The sequence below is a fragment of the Hymenobacter bucti genome (assembly GCF_042681145.1).
In the GTDB taxonomy this organism is placed as follows: Bacteria; Bacteroidota; Bacteroidia; order Cytophagales; family Hymenobacteraceae; genus Hymenobacter; species Hymenobacter bucti.
The window spans coordinates 966006-988115 of sequence record NZ_JBHUFD010000018.1 but is presented as its reverse complement, the minus strand read 5'-3'; the positions used below and the strand labels follow the sequence as shown (position 1 = coordinate 988115).

General features: G+C 61.2%; 18 protein-coding genes. 10 read left to right on the top strand and 8 right to left on the bottom strand.

All coding sequences use genetic code 11. From position 1 onward, the window contains the following. The first annotated feature begins 218 nt into the window (after positions 1 to 218). On the top strand, positions 219 to 2690 hold the full coding sequence (locus tag ACFSDX_RS23175; RefSeq protein ID WP_382317960.1) for a T9SS type A sorting domain-containing protein: 2472 nt from the start codon (positions 219 to 221) through the stop codon (positions 2688 to 2690). Positions 2691 to 2847: 157 nt separating this feature from the next. After that, entirely contained in the window at positions 2848 to 3489 is a 642-nt protein-coding gene (locus tag ACFSDX_RS23170) for a hypothetical protein (RefSeq protein ID WP_382317958.1), read from the top strand. Positions 3490 to 3652: 163 nt separating this feature from the next. Here ACFSDX_RS23170 and ACFSDX_RS23165 read toward each other — a convergent pair whose 3' ends face one another. Continuing rightward, complete coding sequence (locus tag ACFSDX_RS23165; RefSeq protein WP_382317956.1) at positions 3653 to 4540, bottom strand: cyanophycinase; 888 nt, start codon at positions 4538 to 4540, stop codon at positions 3653 to 3655. 211 nt (positions 4541 to 4751) lie between these two features. Continuing rightward, positions 4752 to 6608: a hydrolase/aminopeptidase gene (locus ACFSDX_RS23160; RefSeq protein WP_382317954.1), complete on the bottom strand. Its 1857-nt coding sequence runs from the start codon at positions 6606 to 6608 to the stop codon at positions 4752 to 4754. Between the two features lie 360 nt (positions 6609 to 6968). On the opposite strand from ACFSDX_RS23160, the gene ACFSDX_RS23155 reads away from it, so the two are divergent. The 3 genes from ACFSDX_RS23155 to ACFSDX_RS23145 all read left to right on the top strand — a co-directional run bounded on the left by ACFSDX_RS23155 (position 6969) and on the right by ACFSDX_RS23145 (position 10998). Continuing rightward, a complete protein-coding gene (locus ACFSDX_RS23155; RefSeq protein WP_382317952.1) occupies positions 6969 to 8729 on the top strand; it encodes a L,D-transpeptidase family protein in 1761 nt (586 codons plus the stop codon). Positions 8730 to 9108: 379 nt separating this feature from the next. Further along, positions 9109 to 9927 (top strand): helix-turn-helix domain-containing protein, encoded by an 819-nt coding sequence (locus ACFSDX_RS23150; protein WP_382317950.1) that lies wholly within the window; start codon positions 9109 to 9111, stop codon positions 9925 to 9927. Between the two features lie 894 nt (positions 9928 to 10821). Further along, the gene (locus ACFSDX_RS23145) at positions 10822 to 10998 is read left to right on the top strand and encodes a hypothetical protein (protein WP_198991274.1); all 177 of its coding nucleotides are present in this window, start codon (positions 10822 to 10824) and stop codon (positions 10996 to 10998) included. Positions 10999 to 11116: 118 nt separating this feature from the next. Here ACFSDX_RS23145 and ACFSDX_RS23140 read toward each other — a convergent pair whose 3' ends face one another. Together ACFSDX_RS23140 and ACFSDX_RS23135 are read right to left on the bottom strand one after the other, a co-directional pair. Beyond that, positions 11117 to 11596, bottom strand: coding sequence for a hypothetical protein (locus ACFSDX_RS23140; RefSeq protein WP_382317948.1), 480 nt, complete (start codon positions 11594 to 11596; stop codon positions 11117 to 11119). A gap of 169 nt (positions 11597 to 11765) precedes the next feature. Further along, a complete protein-coding gene (locus tag ACFSDX_RS23135; RefSeq protein WP_382317946.1) occupies positions 11766 to 13208 on the bottom strand; it encodes a DEAD/DEAH box helicase in 1443 nt (480 codons plus the stop codon). A gap of 208 nt (positions 13209 to 13416) precedes the next feature. On the opposite strand from ACFSDX_RS23135, the gene ACFSDX_RS23130 reads away from it, so the two are divergent. Then, the gene (locus ACFSDX_RS23130; RefSeq protein WP_382317944.1) at positions 13417 to 13932 is read left to right on the top strand and encodes an NUDIX domain-containing protein; all 516 of its coding nucleotides are present in this window, start codon (positions 13417 to 13419) and stop codon (positions 13930 to 13932) included. An 84-nt stretch (positions 13933 to 14016) separates the two neighbouring features. On the opposite strand, the gene ACFSDX_RS23125 is transcribed toward ACFSDX_RS23130, so the two are convergent. From ACFSDX_RS23125 to ACFSDX_RS23115, 3 genes are all read right to left on the bottom strand, one after another. Then, positions 14017 to 14610 carry a hypothetical protein gene (locus tag ACFSDX_RS23125; RefSeq protein WP_382317942.1) on the bottom strand — a complete coding sequence of 198 codons (594 nt, stop codon included), beginning with the start codon at positions 14608 to 14610 and terminating at the stop codon, positions 14017 to 14019. Between the two features lie 313 nt (positions 14611 to 14923). Then, a complete protein-coding gene (locus ACFSDX_RS23120) occupies positions 14924 to 15496 on the bottom strand; it encodes a hypothetical protein (protein ID WP_382317940.1) in 573 nt (190 codons plus the stop codon). A gap of 9 nt (positions 15497 to 15505) precedes the next feature. Continuing rightward, positions 15506 to 16441, bottom strand: a complete 936-nt coding sequence (locus ACFSDX_RS23115; RefSeq protein ID WP_382317938.1) for an isoaspartyl peptidase/L-asparaginase family protein — start codon at positions 16439 to 16441, stop codon at positions 15506 to 15508. Positions 16442 to 16816: 375 nt separating this feature from the next. Between ACFSDX_RS23115 and ACFSDX_RS23110 the strand changes: the two genes are divergently transcribed. Both ACFSDX_RS23110 and ACFSDX_RS23105 read left to right on the top strand, forming a co-directional pair. Continuing rightward, positions 16817 to 17248, top strand: coding sequence for a DUF3127 domain-containing protein (locus tag ACFSDX_RS23110; RefSeq protein ID WP_382317936.1), 432 nt, complete (start codon positions 16817 to 16819; stop codon positions 17246 to 17248). Between the two features lie 190 nt (positions 17249 to 17438). Then, positions 17439 to 18065: an AlbA family DNA-binding domain-containing protein gene (locus ACFSDX_RS23105; RefSeq protein ID WP_382317934.1), complete on the top strand. Its 627-nt coding sequence runs from the start codon at positions 17439 to 17441 to the stop codon at positions 18063 to 18065. 354 nt (positions 18066 to 18419) lie between these two features. On the opposite strand, the gene ACFSDX_RS23100 is transcribed toward ACFSDX_RS23105, so the two are convergent. Continuing rightward, positions 18420 to 19985, bottom strand: a complete 1566-nt coding sequence (locus ACFSDX_RS23100) for an alpha/beta hydrolase-fold protein (RefSeq protein WP_382317932.1) — start codon at positions 19983 to 19985, stop codon at positions 18420 to 18422. A gap of 126 nt (positions 19986 to 20111) precedes the next feature. Between ACFSDX_RS23100 and ACFSDX_RS23095 the strand changes: the two genes are divergently transcribed. Next, positions 20112 to 20816: an esterase family protein gene (locus ACFSDX_RS23095; RefSeq protein WP_382317930.1), complete on the top strand. Its 705-nt coding sequence runs from the start codon at positions 20112 to 20114 to the stop codon at positions 20814 to 20816. Positions 20817 to 20877: 61 nt separating this feature from the next. Next, positions 20878 to 22071 carry an ATP-grasp domain-containing protein gene (locus ACFSDX_RS23090; RefSeq protein ID WP_382317928.1) on the top strand — a complete coding sequence of 398 codons (1194 nt, stop codon included), beginning with the start codon at positions 20878 to 20880 and terminating at the stop codon, positions 22069 to 22071. Positions 22072 to 22110: the final 39 nt, after the last annotated feature.

The following is a 22110-nucleotide window of genomic DNA, read 5'->3' as shown; positions in this document are numbered from 1 at the left end:
CCGCAAATAATTAAGGCAGTATTTTCTATAAATAATTATGTTTACTATTCCAACATAAACTATAACAAATAACATAGCCCACTATTGCACATTCTATTTTTGGGCCTAAAAACGCTTTTATTAGCCTATAAACGGGGTCAAAAGGTATATTTGTCCAATAATTGGAAATTCGTCCAATAAATGTAAAGTGCAAGTTCTTATACTATTTTATTAATTTCATGCAGTTATTTAGTACGCTATTTTTGGCGGCAGGTGCTACGTTGCTAGCAACCAGTGCCAATGCCCAGTACGCTTTCACCGATGCGGCGCTGATGCCCTACAAGCAGGATTTTAACAGCCTGAGCGGGGCCGTGGGGCTCACGAGCAACCAGCTGACGGCCCTGCCCGAGGTATACGCCCAGGCCGAGTTTGGCACGCTGCCCCTCACCTCGCCCTACAGCCCCACCAGCATCGGGGCCAACGATGGCTCGAACACCCTGGCCAACTACTACCACTTTGGCTACGCGGGCACTACGGGCACCGACCGGTCGCTGGGGGGCATTGCGGCCACGACCACCGCCGATGGCATCGGCTACGTGGGCGTGCGGTTTAAGAACAACTCCACCGTCGTCATCAAAAACCTGGAGGTGCAGTACGCCATGGAGCAGTGGTACAACTCGGGGCGGCAGGATGCGGCCAGCGTTTCGGTGTCGTACCTCACGCTGCCGGTGGGCACCGCCATCACGAGCCTGCTGGAACGCACCGGCGCCTGGCAAACCATTGCGCCCCTGCGCGTGGATGCCCCTTCAACGGCCACGGTGATTGCCAGCCGCGACGGCAACGCGGCGGCCAACCGCCGGGTGCGCCAAACCACCCTGACGGGCATCAACCTGGCGCCGGGCCAGGAAATAATGCTGCGCTGGGGCTACACGCTCAACAACCAAACCAACGGCAACGGCCTGAGCGTGGACGACATCGTGGTGACGCCCGAAACCAACGTGTACTACGCCAAGAGCGCGGGCAAGCTGGACGAACTGGCCAGCTGGGGCCAGAATATGGACGGCTCGGGCACCGCGCCCACCAGCTTCGCGGCCGACAACCAGACCTTTTACGTGCTCGGCAACTCGGCCACCGACCGCATTTCTACCGCAACGCCGGGCGCCGCGGGCATCACGGGCACCTGGACGGTGAGCGGGGCCAACTCTAAAATAGTGGTGGGCGTGCCCGCCACCGCCACCACCGGCGTTGCGGCCGCCCCCGGCCAGCTGTTCCTGGAGTATAATAAGAACATCACGGGCACCATCGACGTGTCGGATGGCTCCGCGCTTACCATTCGCAACACCAACCCAACCCGCACCTACGCGCTGGGCTCGCTGGGCATAACCAGCACCGTGGAGTACAGCGGCGGCACATCGACCTCGCTCATCACGCAGAGCTATGGTAACCTCGTGGTTTCGGGCAATGTGGGGGCCACCGCGCCCAGCACGAAAACCCTGGCCGGCAACATCATTGTCAACGGCAGCGTGCGGCTCAAAAACATGGCTAGCCTGACCCTAGGCGCCTACGACCTGACCCTGGTGCGCCGCGACAGCCTGAGCAACGGCGTGAAGTACAACGCCAACATCGTGCGGGGCGCCTCGCCCACCAGCTACATCGTGGCCGGGGGCGCTGGCCGGCTGCGCATTTCGGTGCCCGGCAACGGCGTGGGCATTGTATTTCCGGTGGGGGCCAGCGCCCCTACCACCACGGCTACGGCCTACACGCCGGCCACCCTGCGGCAAACGGCCGCCAACTCGGAAGACATTTTTGGGGTGCGCCTGCTCAATAACCTGTACAACAGCTACAGCAGCGCGACCGAAGCCGGCAGCGGCGCGCCCAAAAACGAGCTGAGCGTGAACAAGACCTGGCTGGTGAGCGAGGAAGTGCCCGGCGGCTCGGACCTCTCCCTCACTCTGCAATACAACAGCCCCGACGCCACGGCCGACTTTGTGGCGGCCCAGGCGCACCTCATTCACTACCTCTACGCCACTGGCGCCTGGGACGAGCACTCCGCTGCCGGCGAGTGGGGCGCCACGGCGGGCACTACCGCGGGTAGCCGGGCCATTACGCGCACGCACATCACCTCGTTCTCGCCGTTTGGCATCGTGTCGGTGGCTCCGGCGCCGCTGCCGGTTAGCCTCACGGCTTTTGCGGCGCAGGCCGCCGGCACCACCGCCACCTGCACCTGGGCCACCGCCTCCGAAACCAACAACGACCACTTCGTGGTGGAGCGCTCGCTCGATGGCGCCACCTTCGCGGCCGTGGGCACGGTGCAGGGCCAGGGCACCCGCGCCACCGCCACCGGCTACCGCTTCGAGGATGCCGCCGCCGGCCACCTAGGGGCCGCCGTGGTGTACTACCGCCTGCGGCAGGTCGACACCAACGGCCGGGCCACCTACAGCACCGTGCGCGCCGTGCCGTTCGCCGCGGCCGCGCTGGCCCTCTACCCCACCCCTACGCCGGGCAACGCGGCCACCCTCGACCTCACCGGCCTGGCGCCGCAGGTGTACCAGGCCCAGGTGCTCGACCTGACGGGCCGGGTGCTGCTCACGCGCACCTTCGTGGGCGGTGAGGCGCACCCCTTCGACGTGCAAGTCCTGCCCGCCGGGGCCTACGTGGTCGTCATCACGGGCGCCAACACGCGCCAGTCGCTGCGCTTGCTCCGTAATTAAGCGGCGTGGCCTACCTAGGGCACTTAGTATAGGATGGTAAAAGCGGCCCCCGGAAGCACTTGCTTCAGGGGGCCGCTTTTGTTGGACATGGCTGGTAGCGCGGCGGCGGCCAACTTTTGCCGAGCTTTGCGCGCTTATTCCGTTTTGCGCTTTTGCCATGTCTGCCAGCTCTTCTACCCCCAACCCCACGGCGCTGCCCTCGCTCACCGACTTTGCCTGCTTCTACCTCTACGGGCTCACCAACAACCCCTACCAGCAGTCAGCTGACCTCGAGCGCTTTGGGCAGCTCTACCGCCTCGTTATTGGGGAGCACGGCGGGGTGGGGCTCGCCAGCTCGTTTCACCCCTACCAACTCGTGAACCCGGCGGGCGTCACGGTGTGGTACGCGGCCTACGCGCAGCTCTACGCCCAGCCCAACCGCGCCGCGCTGTTTGAGGCCATGACCGACGAGCAGGCGCGCTTTGTAGTGGCGCCGCCCGCCTCGTTCAGCGAGTTTCACGTGTGGCCCGATACGCGGCTCACCAGCCCCGAAAACCCGGTTTTTAGCCACTACATCCCGTTTGTGCTGCCCTTTTTGGTACGCAAAGGTCCGGCGCCGCTGCGCTGGGATGCCGAGCTAACCCAGGCCGGCGCGGATACCGCCCGCCTCCAGCCCTACCTCGACGCCGTGAATGAGGCCATCCGCTTCGTGCAGCCCAGCCCGGCCTTTGTGCTGGGCTTCGGCGAGTTCGACGAGCAGCAGCCCACGCGGCTCATCGAGCGGTTTATGGACTGCCGCGCCATGCTGCTGAGCCGGTAGGCACCTTGTTTTTAGACGCTATATTATATAATACTGACAAAAAACGGTTGTCATGCTGACGAAGGAAGCATCTTATCAGGTCAGAAAAACAGACCTAGTAAGATGCTTCCTTCGTCAGCATGACAACCGTTTTTTGTCAGCTTGTTATTTAGCAAGGAAAACCCTACCCCGCCGCCACGCCCACGGCCTCCTTGTTCACGTAAAATTTGCGCTCCGTGATGCAATACACGTTGCCCTTGGCGAGCACGTGCATGCGCACGTTTTCGATGGAGAGCGTGGTGCCCTTCTTGGCCGCGGCCGCGTTGTTGTGCACGATGTCGTGGCCATCCAAAATGATGACCAGGTTCGAGCCGATGGTTTCGACCAGGTGGCCCTCAGTAATGAGCACGCCGGTGTCCTCGCCCAGACCGATGCCAATGAGCTTGGGGTGCAGGGCCACGGCCTCGATGAGGCGGCCGAAGCGCCCGCGCTTCACGAAGTGCGAGTCGATGATGGCTGTGGACAGCAGCCCGAGGCCCACGCCCATCTTCACGGCGCCCTTGAGCAGGGCGTCGGGCACCGAGCCGCCGCGTATCATGTGCTGCGACATGGCCATGGCCCCGGCGCTGGTGCCCGCAATCACGAAGTCGGGCTCGGCGTAGTAGCGCCGTAGCAGGGCATCATGAAAATCGGTTTCGGCAAACATTTCGCGCAGGCGCGACTGGTTGCCGCCCGACATCATAATGGCGTCGGCCGCGAGCAGGCGCTCGAGGTACTCGGGCTGGCGGGCGTCTTCGGGCGTGCGAATGTCCATGATGCCCACGTTGTGGCAATTGAGCATGGCAAACGACGACGTATAAATCGGGCCCACCTCCTGCGGAATCATCGAAGCCGTGGTGATGACTTCGATGCGCGGGTCGGCCTTACCCGACTCCGACACCACACGCTTGAGGATGCCTAATTCAAAAAAATTGAGGTAATACTTGCGCTTGCTGCGCGAGGTCGGATAAGTACCCTTGTCTTCGTTGCCGCCGACGGCGATGAGCTTGCCGCGAGGAATCAGATTTTTCAACGTGTATAGCTAGCTGGTTAAGCCTGCAAAATTAGGCCCTATAGAATAGGAACTCGTCATTAATTGCAAAACCTGGGCTAGAAAGCCCCACCAAGCCCGGCCCTAGGGTGCGCCTCGCGGCAGTTTTAGGGTACAGCGTAGGGTAAGCAGTAGCGCGAACTACAAAGTTCGCGCTACTGCTTACCCTACGCGGCCTGCCCCCACAGCTACCCTAGGCCAGCAGCGCATCGAGGGTGCTCGTGGCCACCGAGTGGTAGTTGGGCCGCGCCTGCCGGTATATTTCCTGGGCCCGCGCCCGGCCGCCCGGCGTGGCCAGCAGCGCCCGGTAGAGCGGCACCAAAAACTTGCGCCGCCCCACGTGCAGCAAAAATTGGGTGAGCGCCGCGTCGGCCGGCGTGTACCCGGCCCGCAGCGCCAGCGGCAGCCACGCCGCCAGCAGCTCGGCGTTGCCGGAGGCCGTAAACCCGAAGGCCGCGTCGAGCGCCGCCAGCTCGGCGGCGGGCAGCGTCGGCGACAAGCCCTGCAAGAAGTGCACCCACTCGTGGCTGCTCCACCCGGCCGTGGCGGGCGCGAGCACGGCGGCCGGCGTGCCCGCGCCGAACTGCGCCCGCACCGCCGCCACCGCCTCAAACCGCGCCGAACGCGCCACCGGAGCATTGGCTGGCAGGCCGGGGCCATCGACCCAGGCGCCCAAGCTCAGGCGCTCGGCCAGGCCGGGCGCGGGGTCGAGCAGCTGCTGCCGGAGGTAGCCGATGAACGTGGCCGTGTCCATGCTCTGAAAACTGAACCGGGCGAAGTACTCCTTAATAAAGGCATCGAGGCGCGGGCGGCCCACCAGCCGCTCCAAAGTCAGCAGCAGCAGGCAGCCCTTCTCGTAGGCAATGTCGTTGAGGCCATCGTCGGGGTCGCGGCCGGCCAGGTGCAGGCGCAGGTGCGTGGCCGGGCTGCTGGCGCCCAGCTCCGCAATGGTGTGGTGCAGGTCGGCCTCACCCAGCACTTGCAGCATGTCGGCGTAAGTGCTTCCGTATAAGCGCTCCATAATGCGGCGCTCAAAGTACACGGTAAAGCCCTCGTTGAGCCAGAAATCATTCCAGGTTGCATTTGTAACCAGGTTACCGCTCCACGAGTGGGCCAGCTCGTGCGCCACCAAGCTGGTCAGGCTGCGGTCACCCGACAGAATTGTTGGTGTAACAAATGTTAGGCGCGGGTTTTCCATTCCGCCAAATGGAAAACTAGGTGGTAACACAAGTAAATCGTAGCGCTCCCAGCGGTAAGCGCCATACAATTGTTCGGCGGTGGCTACCATCTGCTCTAGGTCGGCAAACTCGTAGGTGGCGCGGGCCAGCGTGGCCGGCTCGGCGTAGATACCGGTGCGTTCGCTGAGCGGCGCAAAGTCAAGCCGGCCCACGGCCAGCGCCATGAGGTAGGCCGGGATGGGCTGCACCATCCGAAACTGGTAGCGGCCATTGGCGGCCGTCTGCTGCGGGTTCTCGGCGCTCATCAGCGCCAGCAGCTGGCCGCGCTCCGAGCCGAGCACCTCCACGGTGGCTTCGTAGGTGAAGCGGATGCCCGGCGAGTCTTGGCACGGCAGCCAGGTGCGCGCCAGAATGGCCTGCGACTGCGTGAACAGGAACGGGAACTCGCCCGCCGTTTGGGCCGGCGCCAGCCACTGCAAGGCCGCTGCCCCCGGCGCTGTGCGGTAGCGAATGCTCACCGCCGCGGTGCCCGCCGGCAGCTGAATGTGCAGGGCCTGCCCGAGCACGGCATCGGCCGGAGCCAGCGCGTACGCAGCGGCCGGGCCGGCGGCGGCCTCGCCCAGGCTCACGCTGTCGAGCCGTAGCTCGCGGGTGTCGAGCACGAGCGTGCCCCCCGCCGAGTCGCTAGCGGAGGCCGCGCCCACTGGCTCCGTGAGCAGCCAGGTGGCGGTGCCGGCCAGCGTGCGCTGGGCGAAATCAACGGCCAAGTGCAGGCGCAGGTGGCGGACTAGCTGCGTGCCTTGGCCGGCGTAGCTGTGGGGGTCGGGGGCGGGCGGCGCGGCCGGGCGCACCGCCGAAGAAAGAGGAGCCATGCAGGAGAAAAATGGAGACGACTAAAAGAGCTTGGCTTTACCAACGCCGGGCCAGCAGGGAGGTTGCCAGGTTGCTACTGCTAGCCCCTGGCTTGGGCCGCCCGGCAGCCCGTGCCCTGGGGCCGCCAACCGGGCCAGCCAACTGCCCGCTGCCGTCGCTACCCACCTCCCGCCAGCGGCGTGGCGCCCATCCGCTCCTTCGCGCATTGCGGTCGGTTTGCTAGCAATCGTGCAATCTGGCGCGTACTTTGCACCTAGGCTTGTCTATTTTTTTGGCAACCCACCCGCCAGCCGCTCAGTAAACGCTGCCATATGCGTTCACTTTTGCTGAGTCCCTGGCTAGTTTTCCCCCTCGTCTTAATGTATTTCGAACTCCGACTTAATTTTTTAGTACTCGCCTTTTGGCTGGGCTTGCTCAGCCTGCCGGGGCTGCTGACTTCGTGCGGCGGCAGCGGCGACCAGACCGGTACGCCCACCACCGGGGGCATCAAACAGAGCATTGCCACGGCCGGGCCCGCGCCGCGCCTCGACAGCCTGTACGTTATCCGGGCCATGCAAACCAACGCCCGCTTCAAGGCGCAGGAGCGCTGGGCCCGCAAGTTTTACCGCGAGCGGCAGTTCCGCCTCGGGTGGTTTAAAGACCACGAGCTCGTGCCACAGGCCCAGACGTTTCTCAACGTCGTGGCTAAAGCAAAAGATGATGGCCTAGACCCTAAAAGGTATCAAGACAACGAGTTAACCAAGCTACTGGCGGAATTCAAAACCGTCCAGGACTCGACGCGTCGTAACCAATTGGAACGCCAAATCGACGTTAATCTCTCGGGCACTTACTTCAGCTGGGCGTCGGACTACTACCGGGGCGTGGCCAATCCGCGCGACACTAAGAACGAAGCGTGGAAGGTGAAGCGCAATAAAATCAAGCTCGACCGGGCACTACTCACCATCCTGCGCGAGCGCGAGAGCACTTATCCGTACTACGATTTTGCTCCCCTGCACCCCGAGTACGACCAGCTCAAAAAAGCGCTGGCCCTGCTGCGCGCCCGCCAGCAAGCGGGCGGCTGGCCCACGCTGCCCGCCACCACCAACCTACGCCCCGGCCAAAGCTCGCCGGTAGTGAGCCTGCTCCGCCAGCGCCTGCTCGGCAGTGAAACCGAGGGCACCGTGGCCCCAGCCGCCGGACCCGGCCAGGCCCTACCCGTCGTAAATAAAGAGCCCGCGCCCACGGCCGCCGAAGCCTACGGCCCCGAATTGGTGAACGCCGTCAAAGGCTTTCAGCGCGATGCCGGCCTACCCACGACGGGCCTCGTCAACGGCGAAACGTTGCGCCAACTAAACGTGCCGCTGACCACCCGCATCGACCAAGTTATCCTAAACATGGAGCGCTGGCGCTGGCTACCCAAGAAGTTCGAGCCCGACTATCTGCTAGTCAATATTCCGGAATATAAGCTGCACGTTTACGAGCAAAACAAGGAGGTCATCACCATGCGCGTTATCGTGGGCAAGACCCTAAATGCAACGCCCGTGTTCTCCGATAAGATGGAATACGTGGTGCTGTCGCCCTACTGGAACGTGCCCTTCAGCATCATCGATAAAGAGATGCGCCCCCGCCTGGTTGCTAACCCGCAGGCCACCCTCGACCGGCTCGATATGGAAGTGGTGAAAGGCTACGGCCGCCGCGCTACGGTTGTTGACCCCAGCACCATCGACTGGGCCAACGTGACGCAGGCTACTTTTAAGTACACCCTGCGCCGCCGGCCCGGCCCCAAGAATGACCTAGGCGAGGTGAAATTCATCTTCCCAAATTCCAACGACATCTACCTGCACGATACGCCGCACGACGAACTGTTCTCCCAAACGGCGCGCAATTTTAGCCACGGCTGCGTACGCGTCGAAGAGCCCGTGAAGCTGGCTACTTACCTGCTGCGCGACTATCCGCAGTGGGACCAGACGGCCATTCAGGATACCATTGCGCAGCGCCGCGAGAAGTACATCACGCTCAAAGAAAAGCTGCCGGTGTACTTGGTGTACCTCACCGCCTGGGCCGATGCCGATGGCCACGTTCATTTCCGCAACGACATTTACGGTCACGACAAAGCGCTGGCTAAGGAGTATTTCGACTAGCCTAAATTACAGCCACGGCCTTTAAAAGGCTGCACCAAAAAAAGCATAGGTCCACCCCAACTGAATAGCTCAGTTGAGGTGGACCTATGCTTTTCTAGCCTTTGCCAAAACGGCTTCGCTATCATTAATAAAGCCCAAACGCACAGATTACAAAAGTATAATGACTTATAAAGCAAGAATGAATCATGGTGTAACATCTGTGAAATACAGAGCAATAGCTATTACATACATTTGTGTCCATACGCAATATCCTACCTTAGTTACATATGTGTCAGATGTTATCAAGTATGTAAACTACTATGAATACAAATGGCAATACATGTAAACACGCTTCATATGTTTACTTATGTGCATCTTTGCAGCGCAATAGCCTACTCCCATGATTACGCGTATCCGTGAGCTGCTGGAAGCTCGTCAGCTTAGCCCTACCCAGTTTGCTGACCTTATTGGGGTTGGTCGCCCGGTCATTAGCCACATTCTGAGCGAGCGTAATAAGCCCAGCCTAGAGGTGGTGCAGAAGATTATCAGCGCATTCCCAGACATCTCGCTCCCCTGGCTGCTGGCCGGCACTGGCCCGATGCTGGCCGCAGCAGCAGCGGCGCCCGCTCCTACCGCTCCTATCAGGCCTGCGGAGGTAGTCCAGCAGCCTATTGCGGTAGCGCCGCCAGTTCCAGCCCCAATTCCGACGACGCCGACTGCTACGCCACGTAGCCCTCGCCCGGCAGCGTTTGAACGCCCAGCCCCCACTGTATCTCCTCAAGCCAGCAGCTACCCGCAGCCCCCGAAGTTTCGACCCGGAGTGGCTGCTTCCGCTACTTCAGCCAGCTTCGGGGCCGCTAGCCCACCAGAAGTAAGCGCTCCGGTTTCAGTTCCGGACCCTATTCCTACGGCAGCTATGCCCACGGCAGCGGCCCTACCTGGTCAGCCCCCGCTTTCTGCCCCCACGGCCACGCTCTCAGCAGTCAGCCTCTTGTCACCGCCGCTACCTACTGAAAGCCTGAGCACTGCTGGTAGCCCTGCCCCACCTGCCGCCGAGGTTCCTACTTTAGCCACACCGACCAGCCCGGAGCTAGCCGCCCCGGACCCGCACCCAGCCGCGGCTCTATCGTTTTTAGGGGAGCCCGGCAAGGCCATCCGCCGCATTGTCATTTTTTATCGCGATGGCTCATTCAGCGATTATCTGCCCGACGGCAACTAACGGGCTTCAGATTTTTCCTCGGGCCGCTTCGCAAGTGGACGGGTCACTTAGTTTACAAATATATCAATCCAGAGCCCATCCTTATCCGTATTAATACCGGCTCTCATTTATCTTAATTCTATTAGCAACGGGCCTCGGGAGCGGTAGCATACGGTGCTATCGTTCCCGAGGCCCGTTGCTTTCCCACTCGTAACCAAGCTAAAGCTATTGACTATCAAGCAGCCTTGCTAAGTACTATTCCAAGGCTACTATCAACCTACCCTTTTTAACTGAGTTTTGAGCTATAAAACACCCTACTGTACTCCAGCAAGACAACCTAAGTATCTTAAAATAGCACAACACGAATCCAGCCGTTATTCATCATTTGCTTCAATAGATTTATTTTTTATAACCTACTATTTATCAGTATGCAAAGTCTACTCATCCGGAATTGGGTTCAAGTCAAAACTGCCCTTTCTTAGTTAGGTCTCTATATTTTTTTCTTACAAGAATAGTCCTCTCTTATTTCGCAAAGCCAGCTTCTTTCTCCTAACGACAGTTACTAATATTAAAATCATACTGTATTACGGATAAAAGTCAATTTTACGCTAGCCAATGCCATTCGCAGCCAGGCGGCTACTGATGCCTCTGAAGAGCAATAAAAACACCTTAAACAAACCGTTTTACGAGATTAGCAAGGTCGTTGACATGACTCTACCGTATCCAGCTTCCTCTATCCGTCGGCGGGGTAGCTGCCAGCTAGTAACCGGGCCACGCGCTACTTATAAAGGCATGGGAGTAAGCCTTCCGCGAGGCGGTTCTCCCCTTCATTGACCCTCCTTCTTCACGGCTGAAATTGACAAATTGCTTCTGCCGGGTAGGCGTGTTTTGGCGCTTGCGGCTTACCTTCGCGGTATGAAACGTCTGCGCACTTACTCCCTGCTGCTGGCCGCCAGCGCGGCCCTGTTCCTTACCGCTGCCTGCTCGGTTGCTCCCGATGCGGAGAAAGACCCTAGCGCCGATGCGGCCTACAAGCGGGAACACCGCGCCGAAGGCTACCGCGAAGCGCAGCGCAGCAACGTCAACTACTAACTTCCATCAGCTGGTGCTGGGCCGTTTGGCTAGCCCCCGGCTGCACACGCAAAAGCCCCGACTACTTGTGGAGTAGTCGGGGCTTTTGCGTGTGCAGCCGGGGGTCAAAAACTATCATTTACCCGTGCAAAGCAGCGGTCTCCACTTCAGCTAGCTCAGGCAATGGCAAGCTATCGAGTAGGCGCTGCTCGAGCTGGTCGGCCCAGGTGCGCAGGTACAGTACTACGTCATCGCGCTGATTATGACGCAGGGCGTTGCGGCGTTCAAACGGGATGGCTGCCCGCACGGTGGGGTCAGATATCTTCTCTAAGTGGGTCAGGTCCTGGCGGGAAAAACCCATTGCCAGCATCTCATCGATAGTCTGGTCGAAGGGCAGGCCGCTGGTGGGGCAGTAGTCGATAAGCTGGCGCTCCCAGTCACCGTATCGCTCCAGCGCCTGGGTGTGAATTTCGGTTTTGGTCAGCGAGGTGACCGTTTGGGCCAAGTGGCCGCAATTACAGCTGCCCATGTGGCCCCACTGGTAGGGGGCTTCAGAAGCGAGGCGCCGGGCAGTGTCGCGCAAGGCCTGAATCAGCGGAAGAGAAACGCGAGAAGTCATGGGCTGAAGGACTACTATTTTGAACAGATAGCTCTCAGTAGAAGCGATTCTGGCCGATTTTTGTTTCCGGGCAGCTCCTAAAAAAAGCGTTCCGGCTTCCCAGCCCTGGGTGGGCTACGAAACCGGAACGAAATATAGCTACGGCGCCTCATTACGCCTACCTAGGTACCTAGGACGAGCGGCGGCTACCGCCGTCGGCCCCACCACCGCGGCCAGCCTGCCAGGGGCGGCTGCTCCGACGCTCGCCACCGGCGCTGCCCGCCGCAGCCGGGCGGCCACCGCCACGCTGTTCGCCGCGGTTACCAGTGCCCTGGCTGCTGCTTGCTGCGCGGGGAGCCCCGCCGCGGCCTTGGCCACTGCCACTACCGCCGCCCGAGCGACCGTCGCGGGCTGGGCGGCCAGCGGGGCCTTTGGGCCGGATGATGCGCTCGTTGCCAGTCAGCGATACCGGCGCCACGCTGTTGGTGGAATAAGGATGGTCCTTGTCCACGTCCAGCTGCTTACGAATAAGCTTCTGAATATCTTGCAGATACGCACGCTCCTCATCTTCTACAAATGTAAACGCCGTACCAAATGCGCCGGCCCGGCCCGTGCGGCCGATGCGGTGCACGTAGGTTTCGGGCTCGTTGGGCACTTCGTAGTTGATGACGTGGGTCAGCTCGTCCACGTCAATGCCGCGGGCGGCAATGTCAGTGGCCACCAGTACGCGGGTGGTGCCGGCCTTGAAGTTGCTGAGGGCGCGCTGGCGGTGGTTCTGGCTTTTGTTGCCGTGGATGGCCTCGGCCGTAATCTGAGCTTTCTCCAGGGTCTCGGTCACCTTGTTGGCGCCGTGCTTGGTGCGGGTGAAGACGAGCACGCGCTTGATGGCGGGGTCTTTCAGGACGTGGCGCAGCAGGGCGGGCTTGTCATTTTTATCCACCAGGAACACCGACTGGGTTACCGTGTCGGCGGTGCTCGAGACGGGCGTCACGGCCACCTGCACCGGATTGGGGCGCAGGATGGTGGCCGAAAGCTCCTTAATCACGTTCGGCATGGTGGCCGAGAAGAATAGGCTTTGGCGGCCAGCGGGCAGCTTGGGTAAGATGCGCTTGATGTCGTGGATGAAGCCCATGTCGAGCATGCGGTCGGCCTCGTCGAGCACAAACACCTCGAGGTGCTGCAAATTGACGTAGCCCTGGTTCATCAAGTCGAGCAGGCGGCCGGGCGTGGCCACCAATATTTCAACGCCGCGCTGCAACGCCTGCACCTGCGGGTTTTGCCCTACCCCACCAAAAATGACCGACGAGCGCAAGTGCGGCAGGTGGCGGCCGTAGGCCTTAAAGCTCTCGCCAATTTGGATGGCGAGCTCGCGGGTGGGCGTAAGTACCAGGCAGCGTACGCGGCCGCGCGGGCCCTGGCCCTTCTGGGCTTCGGCGGTGCGGTGCAGAATCTGGAGGATGGGCACCGAGAAGGCGGCCGTTTTGCCGGTACCCGTCTGGGCGACGCCCAGCAGGTCGTGGCCTTCGAGCACCTGCGGGATGGCTTGCTGCTGAATGGGCGTGGGGGTGGTGTAGCCTTCCTCGCCTAGGGCGCGCAGGATGGGCTCAATCAGGTTGAGTTCGTTAAACGTCATGGGGGTGTGGCGGGCCGCCCGCCAAATGCGGCGGCGGCCCAGGGCGGGGCAAGCGGAGCACCCCGGTCAGAAAAAAATCAGAAGAAAACAGCCCGAACCTTACGCGCCAACTACGACGCGGCGGGCCGGATGGCCGTATGTACGGCCGGCAGTTGGTCCGCAACCAAACTGCCCGTGGCGGCAAAGATACCGCTTAATTTTGCAAGCTATGGAAATCACGCAACGCCGCCGCGTATTCGACGGGCACTTTAAAGTAATCGAACTCACCGCCACCACGCCGCAGGGCGAGGCAATCACGCGTGAGCGTTTCGAGCCCGGCCAGGCCGTGGCCGCCCTGGTCTTCGACACAAGCAAGCAACAGTATATAGTCACGAAGCAGTTCCGCATCGGGCCCGAGATTAACCTGCTGGAGATTGCCGCCGGCATGATAGATAAGGACGAAAGCCCCGAAACCGCCGTGCGCCGCGAGCTGCACGAGGAGCTGGGCTGCGAGGTAGACGCGCTCACCGAAATCGTGAAAATGTGGCCCTCGCCCGGCACCAGCGGCGAAACCATCACCGTGTACTACGCCGAAGTGAGCCGCCAAACCGGCGCGGGCGGCGGCCTAGCCGCCGAGCACGAGCACATCGAGATAATACTGCTCACCCGCGCGCAACTCATCGCGGAGCCCTGGCAAGATGCCAAAAGCCTGCTGGCCGTGCAGTGGGTGCAACTACACAAGTAAACGACGCTTGCTCAGTAAAAGGGGCGTTGGATGAACCTAGGAAAAATTACTCCCCTAGGTCCATCCAACGCCTCTTTTATTACCCTATGGCATAGTCAGCTGGTATTCAAATACCTGCCGCAGCCGGCTATCCGTAATTGATAGCAGATAGGGCCCCGGCGCGGCGGGCTTCACGAAGGGCACGGCCTGCTGCGCCTGATACAGGTCGCGGCCGAAGAAGCGGCCCGTGCTGGGCTTGGGCGTAGCCGCGTAGACCTCGGCGCCCTCTTTGGTGCGGGCCACGAGGGCTAGGTTGGCAAAATCGGTGTTTTTGGCGCCCTGGCGGTGAATGGTGAGCAGCAGCGCGCCGCCGGGCGGCAGCGCGGCCAGCCGCCGCTGGTAGGTGCTATCGGCCCAGGTATGAATGCGGCGCAACTCATCGATTTCGGCCAGCATCTCGGCCGGCGAGCGGTAGCACACGCGGGTGTAGGAGCCCGTGACGTCGGCGTCCTCGTCAGTATTCTTCGTGATGTTGGCCACCACCGGGCACTCGGGGTCTTTTTGGGCAAACATGTATTTTTTGCGGGGCGGGCCCGCGGGCGTCGGGTATTTGCTGGTAGTCTGGGCCGAGGCCACTGGGGCGGCGCTCACCAGAACACCCCCAAGCACCGCTAGCTTTAGCAAGTCATTAATTTGCATTATAATTATATAAAATAGACAATTATGCCCAATAGATTGAACCCTGCAAAGAACGGCAGCAATCGCCGAATAGTAATGCCTACCGCTGCGTTACGCCGCGCCATTCTTTCAACCCAGCCGCTGCGCGGCGAGGCAGAAAGGCCGTAGCTGAAGCAGCCTGCATCAGCCCCACCTCCCAAAATTTATCGCTGTAAGTCAGTGCTTTGCGATGCTGGGAGTTCGCGCCCAGCTCCCCCTTACGCGTTAGGTAGCCGCAGGGCACCCTAGGGTGGAGGCTGTTCGAATCAAAAATGTAGCGATTAAACTTCGTTACCTAATAGGAGCCATCGACAACTTCCCGCCGAACTGCTTGCTGAAACCGGGCGGGCGGGTAGCGCAAATAGTACAGCGCGTAGACGTAGTTGAGGGAAATCTGCGAGGTGATGAGCATCTGCGGTACCCCTTGCAGCCGGCCCACGGCAGCGAAGGCACCGGCCAAGCCATCGTTAAACTGCACCCTGATTGCTCCCTGCGGATGCCTAAAGAGGTAGTGGTCGGCACTTACTAGGCTACTCCTCCCGAACCAACTCGGCAGCAACCCCAGCAAGAGCGGCACTAGCCGGACCAACCATAGATTCAGACCTAGGGCCTTAACTACGGGCACCGTCAAATACGCCAGCAGCACGTTTTGGCCGCTGCCCCAAACTGGGAAATAAGCCGGCAGGTAGTTGCCCCAGCGGTTGGCCCCGGTTTCGGCCAGCGAGTAGGCATTGGCCGCCTCGTCGGGGTTGAGGCCGGGCGGCACGCTGGGAAAGTGCCCCACGCGCATGGCCACGCCCAGCCCCAGCACCGCCAGCACCAGCGACAGCGCCTGGGCGTGGCCGAGGCGGTGCCACCCGTTTTTCATCGCCCTAGGCTAGTAAATCTCGACCTGCTCCTCCCCCGCCGCGTTGCGGCTGGCCCGGTACATGCCCTCCGAGTTGAAGGGCAGCGCCAGGTTGCCGGCCGCATCTACCGCGATGAGGCCGCCCTCGCCGCCCGCCGGGGCCAGCTTGTCGTGCACCACCACGCGGCAGGCCTCAGCCAAGGACAGCCCCTTGTACTCCATCAGGCAGGCCACGTCGTAGCTGGCCACGGCCCGAATAAAGTATTCGCCGTGCCCGGTGCAGCTGATGGCGCAGCGCGCATCGGCCCAGGTGCCGGCCCCGATGAGCGGCGTGTCGCCGATGCGGGCGTAGCGCTTGTTGGTCATGCCGCCGGTGCTGGTGGCGGCGGCCAGGTGGCCGCGCTGGTCGCGGGCTACGGCCCCTACCGTGCCTTTTTTCCAGTTGGGGTCGGCGGCCGAGCCAGGGCTGGCGGCGTGGTCGAGCTGCATGCGACCGGCCGCGATGGCCTCCTGCAGCTGGTCGTAACGCTGCTGGGTGAAAAAATACGCGGGCGGCTGCAGCGGCAGGCCGTGCTCGCGGGCCAGCTCATCGGCGCCGGGGTAGGCCAGCAGCACGTGCTCGGTCTGCTCCATCACCAGGCGCGCGGCCCGAATGGGGTTTTGCACCTCGCGCACGCCGGCCACGGCGCCGGCCCGGCGGGTGGCGCCGTCCATGAGGGCGGCATCCATTTCGTGGTGGCCCTCGTGGGTGAACACCGCCCCGCGCCCGGCATTAAAGAGCGGGCAGTCTTCGAGCGAGCGCACGGTAGCCTCCACGGCATCAAGGGCCGGGGCGCCCTGGGCCAGTAAATCGGTACCTAGGGTGAGGGCGGCGCGCAGAGCGGCACGGTAGTCGGCTTCGAGGGCGGGCGTGAGGGAGGCGCGGGCAATAGTGCCGGCGCCACCGTGCAGAGCAAGGGCGAACATAAAGTGCTTTCGGTAGTAGCGCAAACTGTGTAGTTCGCGTTCGTTTATGAGCGTCTTATATAGACGCGAGCTACAAAGTTGGCTTACGCCGGCCGTTGACTCGCGCTCCTGCGCCGCTGCTTGCGGTTTTAGTGGCTGGCAAAACGCTGGGTTTGCTCACCAGTTTAGTGCGAGTCAAGCGCTTAGGCTTCTAAAAAAGCTTATTTATTTCTAAAAAAAATCGTACTACTCAATAAATCAGTTAGATATAAAATACTAAAAATCTGGTTTTTTAGCCATAAAACCAACTCATCTGAAACCAAAACCTAGTCGTCTTCGGTTTTTATTCGTAGGTTTGACCTCCAAATTACTCTTTTCCCTTAACCATACAATACGATGGCATACGACGTAACCGGCCGCCTGCACGAAATCTTTGACGAACAGCAGGTTAGCGAAAAATTTCGCAAGCGCGAGTTCGTCCTGGAAGTTCAAGACGGCCAGTATCCCCAGCAAATCAAGTTTCAGCTGACTCAGGACAAAAGCAACCTTATCGACCCCTACAAAATGGGTGACGAAGTGAAGGTAACTTTTGACCTGCGCGGCCGCGGCTTCAACAAAAACGGCCAGATGCTGTACTTCACCAACCTCGAAGCGTGGCGCATTGAGCCGGCTTCGGCTGGTGGCGCTCCGGCCGCTGGCGGTGGTGGCGGCTATGCCCAGCCCCAGGCCGCAGCCCGTCCGGCTGCTCAAAACCAGAACCCGAACCTGCGCGCCCAGCCTTCGGCGGCGCCTATCGCCAGCGACGACGACAACGACCTACCCTTCTAAATCGCAGATTTAACTGATTTAACGGATTGCACAGATACGCCCGCCTGCGGCGGGCTGACTGCTGTTGGTCGTTAGCTTTTGGTGTGCCGCTTTCCTGCTGGGGAAGCGGCACATTTGCGTTTCGGCTTGCGTTGCTACTGCTTACGGGTACTGGTTGTTAAGGAAGTTGACAGCTAATAGCTTATTTAAGATGGATTTACGCGCACTTATTAGCCGGGGCGAGGGCGAGGAGTTGGAATTTAAGAAGAAGACGACGCACCCCACGCGCATTTCGCGCACGCTGGCCTCGCTGGCCAACACGCGGGGCGGGCAGGTGCTGGTGGGCGTTGATGATGATGGGCGGGTGGTGGGCGTGCGCGACGCGGAAGAGGAAATGTTTGTGCTGCGCGAGGCCGCCGCCCACTACGTAGAGCCGCCGCTCACGCTGAGTTTTAGCGAGGTAGAAACGGAGGACGACCGCATCGTACTTATCGTGAGCGTAGCGGAGAGCCCGCACAAACCGCACCGCGCACAAATAGCGCCCGGCGAATGGCGCAGCTACATCCGGGTGCGCGACGAGAGCGTGCAAACTAGCTCCCTCGCCGAGAAATTACTCGAGCGCCAGCCGCCCGAACCCGGCCTCGAAAAAATCCCGCTCAACCGCGACGAGCTGCGCGTGCTGGACTACCTGCGCACCACCCCACGCATCACGGTGGCCCAGTACACCAAGCTGGTGAATATGAGCCGCCGCCGCGCCTACCGCACCCTCATCAAGCTCACGCTGCACGGTTACCTGCGCTACCACGACAAGGAAAAAGAGCCGTATTACACCCTATAATCGCAGATTTAACGGATTTAACGGATGGCGCAGATACGCCCGCCTGCGGCGGGCTGACGATGCGAACGCAGGAGCGGCTGCGCCGGCTCTCTCTACAAGCTAGCCGAAGGCTGCTCTGCGCTAGCCTAGTCAGCCCGCCGCAGGCGGGCGTATCTGCGCAATCCGTTAAATCCGTTAAATCTGCGATTTATTCTTGTTTGCGGGCGCGGGCGACCTTCTTCTCGTCCTTCTCGGCTTTTTTCTCCTTCAGAGACTTGGTCGGTTCTTTCTTCTTTTCCTTGCGGGAATCTTGGGCTTTTGCCATGAGTGAAAAGTGGGTGGTAAAGTGAGGGGAGGGAACAGAAAATCGCGTTTCTAACGCAGTGCGGCGGCCGGATGTTGTGCCCCGCCGGGTTCGGCCGCAGGCAGCACGGGCCAGTAGCGCTCACGCAAGATACCTAGGTGGTGCCGCTCGTGCCCCGCCGTAATGAACACCAGCGCCCGCACGCTGGTGGCCCCGCCGTTGGCCAGGCCCACGCGGTCGAACTGCGCCTCGGTAAAGCTGCCAAACAGGGCCAGCGTGGCAGCCCGCACGGCGTGGTATTCCGTCAGCAGCTGGCTCATTGGGCGGTCGTTGGCCTCGCTATTGGCGGCAAAGTCGTTCTCGTCGAAGCCGGGCAGCGACTGCGCATCGCCGCGGGCGAAGCGCAGGGCCCGGTACGTGAAAATGCGCTCGGTATCAATCATATGCTGCAGCATTTCCTTGGGCGTCCACTTGCCGGGCGCGTAGCGCATCAGCGCCTGCGCCTCGGTGAGGCGGACCAGGTCGCGGTGCAGCTCGGCGGGCTGCTGGCGCAGCAAGGTCAGCGGGTCAGCACCCTCCGCAATCAGGTCGAGGTAGCCCTGGGCGTAGGGCTGGTAGGTACCAGCGGCGGGCCGGGCTAGGGTGGCGGGGGCGGGCATGGCGGCAAATGTAGTCGCCGCGCGGCCGTTGGCTAAGTACCGAAAACCCAATCGCTCGGCCCCGCGGGGCCGGCGGCGCAGGTGGCGCTTACCGGCCACCAAGTGCGGGCTAATGCGGTGCCGGCGCACATAATCCTGCGTATCGACGCCGGGTCGGCCGAAGGCCCAGCGCAGAAAATCGGGCATCACGGCCCCCCAGGTATCCTGGTGGTGGCGGCCGCCGGGCACCTCCACGTAGCGCACGGCCGCCTGAGGCAGGCCCTGGCGCTCAAGGGCCGCCATGAGGTCCAGCGTGTCTTCAATGGCATCGATAATGCCGTTGTTGTTGCGGTCGCTGGTTTCGTCTTCGGTGCCAGTTTGCAGCCAAAACTGCTGGCTGCGCCACGGGCTGCGGGCTCGCACGAGACTGTGCATGAGGCGGTCGGCGTCGGTGTAGCCGTCGTTCAGACCCCGGGCACGCCACCAAAAAGAGCCACTAAAGGAGCCCGCCCGCGCAAACGCCTCGGGGTGGTGCCAGGCTAGGTCGAAGGCCGTGAGGCCACCCAGCGACATGCCCGCCACCACGGCCTCGGCGGGGTCGGTGCTGGCGTGGTAGTGCGCCTGTACGTAGGGCAATAACTCACTGAGCACGAACTCGGTGTAGCGGCCGGCACGGCTACCCCGCCCCAGGTAGTCGGGGCGGGCGGCCACGCCGTACTCCTGCAGGCGGTCGGCGGCGTGCACGGCCACCAGCACGAAGGGCCGCACGGCCTGGCGCCGATACAAATAGTTGAGCGTGACGGGCAGCTGCAAGCGTTGAAGGTCCTGGCCGTCATTGAGGTACAGCACCGGGTAGGGCTGGGCCGCGGCGGGGTTAAAGCCGGGCGGTAGCACCACGTCGAGGCGCACCACGCGGCCTAGGCGGATGGAAAACAAAGATTCGTCGCGCCGCACGGCCACGGTGGTGCCGCGCGGCGACTGAAAGCGGAATACTGCCATTATCTGCGCAAAGAAACGTGTGCCATCCAAGTTTCCCAGAATTTTATCCAAAGTTGGCTGTTCAGATTTTCTGCTTAGTTTGCGGCCGGTTCCGGCGCGGGCTCCTTTCCCGCCGGCACCTGCCTCTTGCACGAAGAATACCGCCGCTTCTACTCCCACCACCTTGGCCTCGACATGGAAATGCTGGTCATTGGCGACTACGGCTACCCCATCCTCATCTTCCCGACTTCCAACGGCCGCTACTTCGAAGCCAAGGACTTTAAGCTGGTCGAATCAGTCCAGTGGTTTATTGATAATAAGCTCATTAAGCTCTATTGCATCGACAGCGGCGACAAGTGGAGCTGGTACGCCAAGCACCTGCACCCCGGCACCCGCCTGCACAACCACAACCTCTACGACCGCATGATAAGCGAGGAGCTGGTGCCCGCCATGCAGCGCGAGTGTCAGGTCGACAAAGTAGGCGTAGCCGGCTGCTCCCTAGGTGGTTACCAGGCGCTCAATTTCGCCTTTAAGCACCCCGAGCAAGTAGCGCACCTCTTCTCGATGGGCGCTTCGTTCGACGTGCGTATGTTTCTGAATGGCTACTACGACGAGCAGGTGTATTTCAACAACCCGCCTGACTTTATGCCTAATGCTCAGAACGATAACTTCTACAAGATGAACATTGTGCTGGGCACGGCCCAGGACGATTTCTGCAAAGATTCTAACTACCAGATGTCGGGTATTTTGGCCGCCAAAGGCATTTCGCACCGCCTCGATGTACGCTCCGGCACCCACGACTGGCCGGTGTGGCGCGGCATGTTCCCGGAATATGTCTCTTCTATCTTTTAATAAGCCAGTTGCGTACAACCGCCCAGCTTTTCTCTCCCAACACCCTTAATTGCCCTCACCCATGAAAAAAATCGGCATCCTTTTCGGCCAGGAAAACACCTTTCCGCAGGCCTTCGTCGACCGCGTCAATCAGAAAGCCGTCGATGGCATCACGGCCGAATTTGTAACTATCACCGAAGTCGAGCAGGCCGTGCCCACCGACTACGCTGTGATTATCGACCGCATTTCGCAGGACGTGCCCTTCTACCGGGCCTACCTAAAAAACGCTGCCCTCACGGGTACTGACGTGATTAACAACCCCTTCTGGTGGAGCGCGGACGAGAAATTCTTCAACAACGCCCTGGCCGTGCAGCTCGGCGTGCCGGTGCCCAAGACCCTGCTGCTGCCCAGCAAGCACCGCCCCGACGACACCAGCGAGAACTCGTTTCGCAACCTAGGCTTGTTCGATTGGGAGAAAGCCTTTGAGAAAATCGGCTTCCCGGCCTTCATGAAGCCCCACTCGGGCGGCGGCTGGAAGAGCGTGTACAAGGTCGATAACCCGTACGAAGCCATGCAGGCCTATGAGGAAACCGGCCAGCTCGTGATGCTGTATCAGGAAGCCGTTGATTTCACCGACTATTTCCGGTGCTACTGCCTGGGTGGCAAAGACGTGCTCATCATGCCCTATGAGCCCCGCAACGCCCCCCACCAGCGCTACCAGACCGAGATGAAGACCCAGGGCGAGGAGGGCGAAAAGCTGCTCGCGACCATCAAGGACTACGTACTGCGCCTGTGCCAGGGCTTGGGCTATGACTTTAATACCGTGGAGTTTGCAGTACGCGACGGTATTCCAATCGCCATCGACTTTGGCAACCCCGCCCCCGACGCCGACCTCAATTCGGTAGGTCCCGAGAACTTTGAGTGGGTGGTAGAGCACGCCGCCAACCTGGCTATCGAGCGCGCCCAGGCCCAGCAGCCCGGCCGCGACAACCTCACCTGGGGCTCGTTTGTGCAGAAATCAGCTAACAAAACGGCTATTTCTTCGGCTGATGGCTCGGTAGAGGTAGGCAGCCCGGTACACGAAACCAACGACCTAGGCGCCACTGGCGTTGAGCCGGCCGCAAAGAAGGCGGCCGCGCCCAAAAAATCGGCCGGCGCTACGCCCGAGGCGCCCGAAGGCAGCGTGCCCAAGCCCGCTTCCAAGCCGAAGGCGGCCCCCAAGCCCGCTGGCGAGGCCCCGGCCGCTAAGTCTAAGAAGCCGGCGCCCAAAAAATAAGTAGTTGCCAGTAGCTTGCCGACTTTAAAAAGGGCTGCC

What these genes read in the sequence shown, in the direction of transcription:
- ACFSDX_RS23105 (WP_382317934.1), top strand. Translation starts at nt 17,439, where the DNA reads ATGGATTTACGCGCACTTATTAGCCGGGGCGAGGGCGAGGAGTTGGAA.
- ACFSDX_RS23175 (WP_382317960.1), top strand. Translation starts at nt 219, where the DNA reads ATGCAGTTATTTAGTACGCTATTTTTGGCGGCAGGTGCTACGTTGCTA.
- ACFSDX_RS23140 (WP_382317948.1), bottom strand. Translation starts at nt 11,596, where the DNA reads ATGACTTCTCGCGTTTCTCTTCCGCTGATTCAGGCCTTGCGCGACACT.
- ACFSDX_RS23155 (WP_382317952.1), top strand. Translation starts at nt 6,969, where the DNA reads ATGTATTTCGAACTCCGACTTAATTTTTTAGTACTCGCCTTTTGGCTG.
- ACFSDX_RS23090 (WP_382317928.1), top strand. Translation starts at nt 20,878, where the DNA reads ATGAAAAAAATCGGCATCCTTTTCGGCCAGGAAAACACCTTTCCGCAG.
- ACFSDX_RS23170 (WP_382317958.1), top strand. Translation starts at nt 2,848, where the DNA reads ATGTCTGCCAGCTCTTCTACCCCCAACCCCACGGCGCTGCCCTCGCTC.
- ACFSDX_RS23125 (WP_382317942.1), bottom strand. Translation starts at nt 14,610, where the DNA reads ATGCAAATTAATGACTTGCTAAAGCTAGCGGTGCTTGGGGGTGTTCTG.
- ACFSDX_RS23145 (WP_198991274.1), top strand. Translation starts at nt 10,822, where the DNA reads ATGAAACGTCTGCGCACTTACTCCCTGCTGCTGGCCGCCAGCGCGGCC.
- ACFSDX_RS23115 (WP_382317938.1), bottom strand. Translation starts at nt 16,441, where the DNA reads ATGTTCGCCCTTGCTCTGCACGGTGGCGCCGGCACTATTGCCCGCGCC.
- ACFSDX_RS23160 (WP_382317954.1), bottom strand. Translation starts at nt 6,608, where the DNA reads ATGGCTCCTCTTTCTTCGGCGGTGCGCCCGGCCGCGCCGCCCGCCCCC.
- ACFSDX_RS23135 (WP_382317946.1), bottom strand. Translation starts at nt 13,208, where the DNA reads ATGACGTTTAACGAACTCAACCTGATTGAGCCCATCCTGCGCGCCCTA.
- ACFSDX_RS23130 (WP_382317944.1), top strand. Translation starts at nt 13,417, where the DNA reads ATGGAAATCACGCAACGCCGCCGCGTATTCGACGGGCACTTTAAAGTA.
- ACFSDX_RS23150 (WP_382317950.1), top strand. Translation starts at nt 9,109, where the DNA reads ATGATTACGCGTATCCGTGAGCTGCTGGAAGCTCGTCAGCTTAGCCCT.
- ACFSDX_RS23120 (WP_382317940.1), bottom strand. Translation starts at nt 15,496, where the DNA reads ATGAAAAACGGGTGGCACCGCCTCGGCCACGCCCAGGCGCTGTCGCTG.
- ACFSDX_RS23100 (WP_382317932.1), bottom strand. Translation starts at nt 19,985, where the DNA reads ATGGCAGTATTCCGCTTTCAGTCGCCGCGCGGCACCACCGTGGCCGTG.
- ACFSDX_RS23110 (WP_382317936.1), top strand. Translation starts at nt 16,817, where the DNA reads ATGGCATACGACGTAACCGGCCGCCTGCACGAAATCTTTGACGAACAG.